This window comes from Microcoleus sp. MON2_D5, assembly GCF_036701905.1.
In the GTDB taxonomy this organism is placed as follows: domain Bacteria; phylum Cyanobacteriota; class Cyanobacteriia; order Cyanobacteriales; family Microcoleaceae; genus Microcoleus.
In genome coordinates this window covers 1-12,408 of record NZ_JAUBRM010000134.1, presented here as the reverse complement: position 1 = coordinate 12,408, position 12,408 = coordinate 1, and the positions used below count along the sequence as shown (strand labels likewise).

4 protein-coding genes and 3 pseudogenes are annotated in these 12,408 nt (G+C 39.6%); 5 read left to right on the top strand and 2 right to left on the bottom strand.

The window, feature by feature from the left end:
• Positions 1–47: 47 nt before the first annotated feature.
• Together QUA47_RS28410 and QUA47_RS28405 are read right to left on the bottom strand one after the other, a co-directional pair.
• The gene (locus QUA47_RS28410; protein ID WP_333433239.1) at positions 48–1,526 is read right to left on the bottom strand and encodes a pentapeptide repeat-containing protein; all 1,479 of its coding nucleotides are present in this window, start codon (positions 1,524–1,526) and stop codon (positions 48–50) included.
• A gap of 612 nt (positions 1,527–2,138) precedes the next feature.
• Complete coding sequence (locus QUA47_RS28405) at positions 2,139–2,495, bottom strand: hypothetical protein (protein WP_333433238.1); 357 nt, start codon at positions 2,493–2,495, stop codon at positions 2,139–2,141.
• Positions 2,496–2,913: 418 nt separating this feature from the next.
• Between QUA47_RS28405 and QUA47_RS28400 the strand changes: the two are divergent.
• From QUA47_RS28400 to QUA47_RS28380, 5 genes and pseudogenes are all read left to right on the top strand, one after another.
• Positions 2,914–3,312 (top strand): annotated as a pseudogene (locus QUA47_RS28400) (nuclease A inhibitor family protein).
• Positions 3,313–3,538: 226 nt separating this feature from the next.
• A pseudogene (locus QUA47_RS28395) lies at positions 3,539–3,748 on the top strand (tyrosine-type recombinase/integrase); the annotation flags it as partial.
• A 600-nt stretch (positions 3,749–4,348) separates the two neighbouring features.
• Positions 4,349–9,796, top strand: a complete 5,448-nt coding sequence (locus tag QUA47_RS28390) for an AAA family ATPase (protein ID WP_333433237.1) — start codon at positions 4,349–4,351, stop codon at positions 9,794–9,796.
• A gap of 285 nt (positions 9,797–10,081) precedes the next feature.
• A pseudogene (locus QUA47_RS28385) lies at positions 10,082–11,719 on the top strand (amino acid adenylation domain-containing protein); the annotation flags it as partial.
• Positions 11,716–12,342 (top strand): phosphopantetheine-binding protein, encoded by a 627-nt coding sequence (locus tag QUA47_RS28380; protein WP_333433235.1) that lies wholly within the window; start codon positions 11,716–11,718, stop codon positions 12,340–12,342. The pseudogene QUA47_RS28385 and the gene QUA47_RS28380, both read left to right, overlap by 4 nt.
• Positions 12,343–12,408 lie beyond the last annotated feature (66 nt).

Below are 12,408 nucleotides of genomic sequence, written 5' to 3'. Positions count from 1 at the left end.
TCATCTTTTTTCACAGTTTTACTAGCTTTTTCATTTTGGCGCTTTTTTCATATATTTGCAAAAGTGAGATGCACCCGCAATAACTTACTGCACGCCTCTACAATGCTGGCCGTCTGGGGCAAACTGCTCAATGTTGCCTCAAACATCTTCCTCGCTTTTCGTGTCAGCCCTTCCTTTTTAGCAGGTTCCTCTGTTTGCTTAGCTTCTGCTAAAGCTTGCACCTGCTCTAATAAATCCGTTTTGTCAGGCTCTGATAAATCGGAATCATTTTCGATGACTTGTTGGAGTTGTGTCAGCAGTTCTTTGATGTTGGGTTCATTGGTTTCCGAGGAATCGGGCAATTGATTGAGAGTGTTGGTCACATTTCCACTAATCGTGCCCAAATTAACGACTCCATCACCACCCACTAACCCGCTGATGTCGCCAATGTTGCCACCGCCTGAACGAATGTTGATTCCCTTATTCTGAGTCACAATTAATTCTCCTTTAATGATTTGAATTGTTTCTGCTTGAATCTTAGAGTGATGCGTACCTGTTTCAATAAACTGCTCAATCGTATCCTTAAGTGTACGAATTTCAGCGTCTCGTTCGGCTAGTTGTAGCTGAAGGGCGATCGGCCATTCCTTCTTGATTCGAGCGTAATCTGTAAAATACTCGTGGCTTAACTCAGATTTGTCGGCTCCTGGTGCTGTTGTAAACCGGAGATTCAAGCCATTGTTGCCCCGCCGTTCGATCGCCACAAACCGTAGCTCTTGCTCTGGATGGTTGGTTGATAACTTTTTAAGCGCAATGGAGATAGCGCGGGGGTCAATATCCTGACTGTGGTACAAATCTAGAGTATCCACGTAAGGTTTAATGAAATCTGCAAACTCTCCCTCAGCAAAGATTTCTCCCCAGTTATCCGGTTTTCGCAATCGGTTGGGATTATCTTTGGTTTCCAGGCGCATGAATACATAGTCGCATTGCACGTCCTCTAGCTTGGTGCAACCTGTAATCCCCCAATCTTCGATACAAGCTCCCGTGAGAATTGCTCCCGTCATATCTGTACCATCGAGTTGGGCTTGCTTCAGGATGGCTCTGGACAAATCAGCATTCCGTAAATTAGCGTTGTTGAGGTTTGTTCCAATAAAACTGGCATCTTGCAGATTTGCACCTGGCAGATTTGCATCTTGCAGGTTCACCCCTTCCAAATTCAAGCCATCAAAGTTTTGAGACTGTCCGTTGAGCGTGACAACGAGTTGCCGAATGTGGGAATTGGCGAGGTAGGTATTGTCCAGACGAGCATAATCAAGCGCTTTAACTTGATAGAAACGAGTACGAGTAAGATTAGCCTCTCGTAAATCGCAAAACTTAAGCGTTGCACCAGTAAAGTCTACATCAGTTAAGTTAGCCCCCTTAAAGGAATTTCCTCCTCTTGTTACTATTGCTATTACTGCTTGCAGCCTCCATAATCCGCCCGGACTACAAGTGAGTGCTTTTCGGCTAAGATGCCAGGAAATTGCAATAGTTACAATTACGATGGGCATTACTTTCGTTATGGCTACACTTATAATAGTTACTGCAAGCATTGGGAGAAATGTACTTACAGCAGCTACCACAAGAGAGTCTAATGAAACTCTCAATAAAATTAGCGATAAAGTGGCAATTTCTATACTTATTGAAACTAGAACTATGGCTCCCGAGCCTAAAAAGAAAGGAACACTCATGTCAAGTCTACCCGTTTGGGAAGGCAGAGTGATCGATAATAATAGAAGTGGTAGCAAGGCTCCTATACCTATAATAGTCCCCAGAACAAAGTTTTTTCGTATACTACTAAATAATGTGATACTTAAAGAAAGTAAAACCGAAACCCCATAAGGTAATGAAGATGTCGTCAATAATCCAGTTGCTAGTAAGCTTCCTGCTTCTAGGAAACAACCAGCTAAGCTAGCTAACAGTAGTGTCGCAAAAAGCAAAAAAACTTGCCAGCTCACTTTAATTCCAAAATTAACCTGATGAAACCTTGATTTTTCAAGGTTTACCCTAGTAAAAGCTATTCCTTGAAAAACAGCACCCTCAAAACAGGTTTCTGCCAAGCCTTCATAAAGCGGTTGTTGCATTTTTTAAAAAAATAATAAGGTACTGAATCATAAGCCTACTTAAGTACACTTTTTGTCACAGTCCAAATGACCTTTCCTCCAGCAATTAACTAGGCAGACTACTTGAGGGAAACCGTCAGGAGGCTTTTCTTTGAGGCCAAATGCTCCTGGTGGAATAATTTCTGTAATATTAATTCCTTCCGAGGTACTTGAAGAGTCTACCACCTCAAACTGAAAGTTTTTGAGTGCATTATCTATTGGATTTAAGGAGTTATCTGAAGGTGCGTCGAAAAGAGAATCAGATAATTGGGTCGTAGTTATTCTGAAGCTGATGAGCGATTCGATCCATTTTGTTGCAAGCTGTTTTTGCTTCTTAGAGAGATTGTCCCATCCCGGACATAAAATCTTTGTTGTCATACTGCTAGCTTCTCTAATTTTTTATGTTAAATAATAATAGGAGTAAATCAGATGCTTTATCAGCCATGAAGTTACTTCATTCGCAACTGGTAAACTAACTGACGAATTTTACTTTCTTTGAGGCTATCCGTCGCTCGCGCTACCTCGCCAAACGCCACCTGAGCCATCGCATCATCGTGCTTCGACGAGTGCCTGGTAAAACTTCAGCATACATTCAAGCTTGACCGCTTCTACTCAGTTACTAGAGCCTGGTTGCGACATCAGGACGGTTCTAGAATTGCTGAGACACCAAAACCTACAGGCAACGATGGTTTACACTTGTGAAAGATTATTCAGCCAGCGCTGATGGATGCGTTCGCCCCAAGTCAACCAATCCTTAAAATCTCTAAGCCTTGTTTTCAGCTAACCAACAGCCACCATGACCGACTCGATCGCCACGCAACTCAAACAAGCTTCAGAAGGTTTGGTCTTCCTCAGCGAAACCGACGCTCCTTTCGAGATCATTAGCTGGCAGACACAGGGAGAACTCACCCCGGCGAAACTTCTGCAACTCACCGAACATTCACCCGATGCTCCCGTAGAACTGGGGACGGTTGATGATTTCTTTGCGATCGCCACCCAAGAAGAAGATTGGCACGATGAAGAAGAACGGGAAACAGTAAAGCGGTTTCAAAACTTAGTGAGCGTGTTGGAGCAGAACCTATCGCAGTTGCAAGTTTAGCGAGTGGGCAACACCAACATCGATGCGTACATCGTCGGGGTGACTCCCGGTGGTGGTGAATGGGCGGGGCTGTCTACGAAACTGGTGGAGACTTGATTGCAACAGGCATGGCGAGCTATGAATGTTTGTTAATCATTTCCTTACATAGCAAGGATAATTAGAGTCAGGAAAGGTTGTAATATGAGAACGGTCGGCAAAGTAATTAGTTGGTTTTTTTCTATTGACTTTTTTGTTATGTTAGGAACCTTTTTATTCCTCTCTTACACAGAGAGCAAGCGATACCAGCTAGGTGCTATAGTTTCCTCTATATTTAAAGGAAGCAGGGCTCAAACACACGCCGGGGCGCACGATATCAACCCACAGTTTGAGACATACGGCGGGAACGCTGGCGCTGCGAGCTGGGGCAAAACTGCGGCAAGTGCAGGACTTGTTGGGGCATAAAGACCCCAGGACAACCTATATTTATACTCACGTAGCGCAGCGGTGGGCAAATAATCCGGCTCTGAAATTAGGGATTACAATTGGGCAGTAAACGACCGGAGCTACTTTTGCCCTGTTTTTCCCACTTTACTCCCAGTTACCTAATGCATCGAAAAAACCCTGAAATAGGCGAGCAAATTGCCCAACGTATAGCCAGCTTGCCCAGCGATGACCTCCTAAAGCAAGCTCAGACACCAGCTCAGATAGAGGAATGGTACAAAGCCAGAAAAATCCAGCTTCTTCTGGCTGAGTGTTCGAGAGCAAAGTAGCTCGTTAAGAACTATTATCCAATTGAAGAAGTGCTATATCTTTAGGAAAATGCCAAAAAAGCAAAGATCGGATTTCAAAGTTTTAAAATTTCTCAACCAGAATCCACTACATTTTAACAGTTTTAACTTATTATTAATTTCCTCAAGATTTGAGATTTGATGCCAGCACAAATGAAGCGATCGCCCACTCCTGCAGAGCCCGTCACTGAAGCGATCGCCCACCCATCAACTATGTCAACCAAGCGATCGCACTCCACCGAACTCACGTTAAATTAGATTTAAGTTGGAGGCTCGAAACCGTAAAATTACTGAGGCAAAACTAAGAGCGATAAATTATAATTAATAAAACTTATAAACTTTCTGCTAACAACCCGGAAAAAGCCATGTTTATTATTGCAGGTTATGAATACTTAGAAAAAATTCACGATAGTTTAATAACCCTGGTTTATAGAGCCCGAAGAATTCGAGATAGTCAACCAGTTATTATTAAAATCCTTAAAAAAGCATATCCTTCCAGTCAAGACATTTATGTATTTAAACATCAGTATGAATTGCTGAAAGACTTAGATTCAGAAGGCATTATCAAAGCTTATAGCATAGAGAAATCTAACAACTATATAGCTATAGTTTTAGAAGATTTTGGCGGTAATTCACTGAAAAACTTTTTTCAAACTGGTAAATTTATAGATTTATCTGTATTTTTGCAAATATCAATTGGATTAACTAAAGCTTTAGAAGAAGTACATAGAAGAAATATTATACACAAAGATATCAAGCCCGATAACATCCTTATTAACGAGGGAACCTTAAAAATAAAGATCGCAGACTTTTCAATTGCATCACTTCTGATGCAAGAAAAATATCTAGCCAGCAATCCCGATCGATTAGAAGGAACTTTGGCTTATATGTCTCCAGAGCAAACTGGTAGAATGAATCGCGCGATTGATTATCGTACTGACTTTTATTCTTTGGGTGTCACATTTTATGAAATGCTGACTAGACAGTTGCCATTTCAAACTACAGATGCGATGGAACTCGTTCACAGCCATATTGCCAAAATACCTGCTTTACCGCATGAACTAGATCCAACTATCCCGAAAGTAGTATCTGATATCGTGATGAAATTATTAGCCAAAACTGCTGAGGATAGATATCAAAGTGCTTATGGAATTAAGGCAGATTTGGAAGCGTGTTTAACTCAACTACAAACCAATGGAAGAATTAAAGATTTCATTCTCGGTCAGCATGATATTTTTGCTAAATTTCAAATACCCCAAAAGCTTTATGGCCGCGCTCTAGAAGTTGCTACCCTAAACGCTGCATTTGAAAGAATCAGTCAAGGTACGAGTGAGATGATACTTGTTTCCGGTTATTCAGGAATCGGCAAGACAGCCTTGATTAATGAGATTGATAGACAAATTGTGCGGCGAAAGGGTTATTTTACTTCTGGAAAATGCGATCAATTTAAACGCGGTATTCCTTATGCTGCACTAATTCAAGCTTTTCAGACCTTGATTCGACAGCTATTAACTGAAAGTAAAGAAAAAGTCGAAATTTGGAAAAATAAGTTATTAAAAGCTTTGGGTACAAATGGCAGAGTTATTATTGAAGTCATGCCTGAAGTAGAATTAATTATTGGGCAGCAACCACCTGTTCCTCAATTAGAATCTGGAGAATCACAAAATCGATTTTATTTAGTATTTCAAAAGTTTGTGGGTGTTTTCACCAGTAAAAAACATCCTTTAGTTCTTTTCATAGACGATTTACAGTGGGTTGATTCTGCCTCATTAAAATTACTCCAGCTACTAATGATGTCATTAGATAGTCAATACTTTTTATTAATTGGAGCTTACCGAGATAACGAAGTGAACGAAACTCATTCATTGACGTTACTTTTGAATGAAATTCAAAAAGCGGAAGTTAAAGTAAATCAGATCGATATACAAGCTTTAAATACTGTTCAAGTTAATGAATTAATTGCAGACACGCTTCACTGCGAATTAGAAAGAGCCTTACCTTTAGCAGAAATAGTCTTTAACAAAACGGCGGGCAATCCCTTTTTTGTAACTCAAATACTTAAAATATTCTACCAAGCTAACCTACTTTCATTCGATCTAAATGCTGGTAAATGGCAGTGGGATATTCAGCGAATTAAACAAGTTAAAATGACAGAAAATGTTGTTGAGCTAATGGTTAAAAAAATTGAAAAGCTTGCTATTTTTACGCAAAATGTTTTAAAAGTAGCAGCTTGTATTGGTAATACATTTACATTAAACGATCTAGCAATAGTCAATGAAAAATCTTTATCATCTACCGCAACAGAGCTTTGGCAAGCACTTCAAGAAGATTTAATTTTCCCTTTGAGCGGTGCTTATAAAATTCCTTTAGCTAATGTTTTAAATACAAACTTAGCATTAGTTGATGAGTCCGAAAATCAAAGTAATTTATCTCTAAATATTGAGTATAAATTTTTGCACGATCGCGTTCAACAAGCCGCTTATTCTTTGATTCCAGCACAGCAAAAAAAAGAACTTCATTTAAAAGTCGGTCAACTATTGCTAAAGAATACTCAAACAACAGAAATAGAAGATAAAGTTTTTGATATTGTTAATCACTTAAATATAGCTACAGAGTTAATTATAAGTGAAAAAATTAAACAAGAGCTAGCTGAGTTAAATCTGTTATCTGCGCGGAAAGCAAAGGCAGCAGCAGCTTATGAACTCGCGCAGAGATACTTAAATTGCGGACTAGAATTACTTGCTGAAGATAGCTGGCATAGTAATTATGAATTAACTTTTTCTCTGCATATAGAAGCAGTAGAAGTAGAATATTTAAATGGTAACTTTGAAAAATCAACTTCCCTTGGGGATTTTATTTTAAAACAAGCTACTTCGCTTTTAGAAAAAGTCAAAACATACGAAATAAAAATTCAATTTTATATTTCTCTCAATCAGATGCAAGCAGCACTTGACACATCGTTGTTAGTGCTGAAAATGCTAGGAGAATTTTTAGTTGAAAAATTGCCTGAAGAATTAGATATTGGTAATTTAAGCAATTTACCAGAAATGACTGACCCTGATAAACTTGCAGCCATGCGAATATTAGTTAAAGCGATAACTCCTGCCTTTGTAATGAATCCAGCACTTTTAGCACCGATCGTGTTTACGATGGTCAATATTTGTATTAGATATGGAAATTCAGCACTATCTGCTTTCGCTTATAGTTTTCATGGCTTGCTCCTTTGTACTTCAATAGATAATATTGAAAGTGGGTATCAGTTCGGTCAACTAGGAATAAATTTACTAGAAAAATTGAATGCAAAAGAAGTTAAAGCGAAAGTATATTCAGTATTTTATAATCATATTAAAATTTGGGTAAGCCATGTGAGGGAAACCATAGAACCTTTACAAGAGGTTGTTCAATATGGTTTAGAAAGTGGCGATTTAGAGTATGCTGGTTACGCGGCTATTTACACTTCAGTTTATTCTTTTTTTGTAGGCGAGCATCTAAATGAAGTCTGTGCTAAACAAACTATTTACACAAACTTATTAGTTAATTTAAAACAAAATTACTTGAGCGTTTTTATTACAATTTGGCGACAATTAGTTTTGAAAATTTTAAATAAGGCCGACAATGAATGTAGAGCGCTCGGTAATTTATTCGATGAAGAAGTAATGCTAGCTAGTTTTATTGAATCGAATAATGGTGCATTACTTTTTGCTACGTATCTTTCCAAATCAATATTTTTATATTTACTTCCAAATTACGCAGAAGCAGTTAGTTATGCAAAGCTAGCCGAGCAATATTCTGGTTATTTGGCCGGTCTATTACATACAAGCGAACAAAATTTTTACTATTCTATGATTCTACTTGCACAATGTTCAACGATAGGAGAAATTGAGCGAGAGATAGACCTACAACAAGTGGAATTAAACCAAATAAAATTAAAAAAATGGTCGTTATATGCTCCGATGAATTACGAACACAAATATTATTTAGTAGAAGCAGAAAAAGCTAAAATTTTAGGGAATATATTGCCAGCAATGGAATATTACGATCTGGCAATTCAAGGAGCAAAAGAACAAGGCTATATTCACGAAGAAGCACTAGCGAATGAAAGAGCAGCAGAATTTTATCGCAGTCTTGGAAGAGAAAAAATAGCTCAAATATATTTAGTAGAATCATACTCTTGCTATGTTCGTTGGGGAGCAATAGCAAAAGTAAAAGATTTGGAATCAAAATATCCGCAATTACTATCTTTAACCTCTAATGAAACTTCTAGGCGAGAACTAACTGTTACGACAAGTTCTTCAAGCGTAGGAACTAAAGCCGATGTTTTAGACTTAGCAACTATTATCAAAGCATCGCAAGCTCTTGCTGGCGAAATTGTACTTGATAAGTTTTTGGATAAATTACTAAAAGTTTTAATGGAAAATGCTGGCGCTCAAACTAGCTGCCTTGTTTTAGAAACCGATGGTAATTTAACGCTCAAAGCGACTGGTAGTGTAGAACAATACAAAATAACTTTGTGGCCATCGACATCTATAGATACTAGCCAAAATTTACCCGTTTCTTTAATAAATTACGTAGCCAGAACTAAAGAGAATATTGTTTTAAATAATGCCGCAAAAGAGGGAATATTTGTCAAAGATTCGTATATCATTAAAGCTAAAGTTAAATCCATTTTATGTGCTCCAGTTATTAATCAAAATAAACTCATTGGCATAATTTATTTAGAGAATAATTTAACTGTTGGGGCATTTACACCTGCTCGTTTAGAAATCCTTAAAATCCTTTCGACGCAAATAGTTATTTCTTTAGAGAATGCTTTGCTTTATAAAAATTTAGAAGAATACAGCCGCACGCTAGAAGAAAAGGTGGAAGAACGCACATTTGAACTAAGCGAAAAAAATGATAAATTAAAAGGTCAAGCAATTAAATTACAAAAAGCTTTGGATGAACTAAAGCAAGCTCAAGCACAGCTTATCCAAACTGAAAAAATGTCTAGTTTGGGACAATTAGTTGCTGGTGTTGCTCACGAAATAAATAATCCAGTCAACTTTATTTATGGTAATTTAAACCACGCTAAGGAATATAGCGAACACTTATTACATTTAATTGATCTCTACAAACACAGCAATCATAGTCCTAAGCCGGAGATTCAAGATTATATCGAAGAAATCGATTTTGAATACTTACAGGAAGATTTACCTAAGATAATTTCTTCAATGCAAATGGGAGCAACCCGTATTCGCGAAATCGTTTTGTCACTCAGAAATTTTTCCCGTTTAGATGAAGCAGATATGAAATCCGTAGATATACATGAGGGTATTGAAAGTACGCTGCTAATTTTGCAAAACCGTTTGAATAAAAAGGCTGCTCATTCAGCAATTCAGGTAATTAAAAAGTATGGAAAACTGCCATTAGTAGAGTGTTACCCAGGTCAATTAAATCAAGTATTTATGAACATTCTTACTAATGCGATCGATGCGTTAGAAGATCGCAATCGGCCACAAACACAAATTAAGAAAAACTCTAGTACGATTATTATCGTGACTGAAGTAATAGATTGCGATTGGATAAGAATACGGATTGCTGACAATGGAACTGGCGTAACAGAAGAAGTGCGTACTAAACTATTTGACCCATTCTTCACAACCAAACCCGTTGGTTCTGGAACGGGTTTGGGGTTGTCTATTAGTTATCAAATTGTGGTTGAAAAACATGGCGGACAACTGAACTGCGTTTCAGCACTAGGTCAAGGTGCGGAGTTCATAATTGAGATTCCCGTAAATCAGCAAAATCGCCAAAACTCAAGCTCCCTAGTGTAGATTTTATTTGGTTGATTCTGAAGGTAGTAAATAATTTAGGATCGGTCCTAAATTTGTGATTTTTTTTCAATTTGGAGTAACCTATATTTAGTAGCACCGATCCCAAAAATAGCGGACAGAAGAGTAAGCTTTAAACTTAGCTCGAACCTGTCAAGCTTTTCGCTAAACACAAAGGCTTTTAGTTGAGCATTGCAGAGAGAGTGAAAGTTCTAGATAATCCCTTACAATCAGTCACTTAGTATAATTACTTAGAGGAAGCATCAAATGTCCGATCATTTGAAAGGTGGAGCTATTCATCAACTGTTTGAATCTCAAGTGGAGCGTACACCGGATGCTGTGGCGGTGGTTTTTGAAGGACAACAATTAACTTACCGAGAGCTGAATGTAAAAGCGAATCAGTTGGCGCATTACCTGCGATCAATCGGAGTAAGGCCAGAAGTGTTAGTAGGCATCTGCGTCGAACGTTCCTTTGACATGATTGTGGGAATCTTGGGAATTCTCAAAGCCGGTGGTGCTTATGTTCCTCTCGACCCAACCTATCCACACGAGCGCTTGGCCTTCATGTTAGAAGACTCCTCAGTGCCAGTGCTGCTGACTCAGGCGCGGTTGGTGAAATCTCTTCCCAAACATCAAGCACGTATCGTTTGCCTAGATACAGATTGGGAAATTATTGAGCGACAGAGCGAGGCAAATTTAATCAGTGAGGTGAAGCTCGATAACCTTGCTTATGTCATTTACACCTCGGGCTCTACTGGTAAGCCCAAGGGAGTGGCTATCGAGCATCGCAATGCAGTTGCTCTGTTGGATTGGGCAAAACAAGTCTTTAATCCAGACGATCTTGCTGGAGTTTTGGCTTCAACCTCTATTTGCTTTGATCTGTCAGTCTTCGAGCTGTTTGTTCCCCTAAGCTGGGGTGGCAAAGTCATTCTGGCAGAGAACGCATTGCATTTGCCCGCATTGTCCGCCGCTCTAGATGTCACTCTGATCAATACAGTTCCCTCTGCGATCGCTGAGTTATTGAGAATGGACGGCATACCTTCTTCTGTCCGCACCGTCAACCTGGCGGGTGAACCCCTTCCCAATAAACTCGTACAGCAGGTGTATGAACACAACACAGTGCAAAAGGTCTTCAACCTTTATGGTCCTTCCGAAGACACCACCTATTCCACATATACTTTAGTGAAAAAAGGGGGTAACGAGCCACCCCCCATCGGTCGGCCCATTGCCAACACGCAGGTCTATATTCTAGATGCCCAAAAACAGCTTGTCCCGATCGGTGTTCCCGGAGAGCTATACATTGGCGGTGCTGGTTTAGCACGGGGCTACCTCAACCGACCCGAACTAACTGCCGATCGCTTTATTCCCAACCCCTTTAGCAACGAATCAGGTTCTCGCCTCTATAAAACTGGTGACTTAGCCCGTTACTTACCTGACGGCAATATCGAATTTTTGGGTCGCATCGACCACCAAGTGAAAATTCGCGGCTTCCGCATCGAATTAGGAGAAATTGAAGCATCACTGCAACAACATCCTGATGTGCGACAAGCCGTTGCGATCGCACGCGAAGACGTACCGGGTGACAAGCGTTTAGTCGCCTACATCGTCTCTAATCTCATACCGGAACGGATACCTTATCAAAGTCCTTGCTTGGTTGGATTTGATGGGAATCGTACTATAGAAGTAACCACCGAAGACATTTCAATGGGTGGTATTAGCTTAGTAGGAATGACAGAAATTTTAGAGCGAGGTAGTCGCGTCCGCTTGCACATACAGCTACCAGAAAATGCTCAATTTTTGTGGGTAGAAGGTAAAGTAGTATGGCAAGAAGAACAGCGAACTGGGATTCAGTTTGAGCTAAAGCCAACACAGCAAATTATCATCCAACAAAGCTTAGATTATCTCCTAGAAAAACAGAAATTTTGAAAGTTTTGCAACGCAGCGTTACCCGTACCCTCCGTAACTTTTTAAAACAGAAGTTGCCCGAATATATGGTGCCTTCTCACTTTGTTGTCCTGAAAGAATTGCCGCTAACTCCCAACGGCAAACTGGATCGTCAAGCGCTACCGTCACCTAGACAAATCACAAATGAACTGTCAAATAGCAATATTGAAACTGTAACCGATATTGTCTATAACTCAGATGTTTTGGAACTGGAGCGAGAGTTTGAGTTAATGCCTTTTGTTCCTCCTCGCACTCCGATTGAAGAAGTGCTGGTAAGAATTTGGGCGGAAATTTTAGGATTAGAGCGAGTTGGGATTCATGACAATTTTTTGGAATGCGGAGGACACTCCTTACTAGCTGCTCAAGTTATCTCTCGCATCCGAAATACGCTTGAAATAGAATTGTCTCTGCGTTCTTTGTTTGAAGCACCCACAATAGCCGAATTAGCCCAGCAAATAGAAACAGAACTTCAAACAAACTCAAGGTTACAACTTTCTCCAATCGAAGTGATTTCTCGCAACCAGAATTTGCCTCTCTCTTTTGGCGAGGAACAGATGTGGTTTTTGGCACAAGTGGAACCGGGTAATCCTTTTTGGCGTTGCTGAATTGAGGTATGATCCGACGACCGTCCCTGGCAGTTCAGGTCGAATAGCGCTCAAATCAGAGTATAT

Coding starts and splice junctions, on each gene's coding strand:
- QUA47_RS28410 (WP_333433239.1), bottom strand. CDS start 1,526: ATGCCCATCGTAATTGTAACTATTGCAATTTCCTGGCATCTTAGCCGA.
- QUA47_RS28405 (WP_333433238.1), bottom strand. CDS start 2,495: ATGACAACAAAGATTTTATGTCCGGGATGGGACAATCTCTCTAAGAAG.
- QUA47_RS28390 (WP_333433237.1), top strand. CDS start 4,349: ATGTTTATTATTGCAGGTTATGAATACTTAGAAAAAATTCACGATAGT.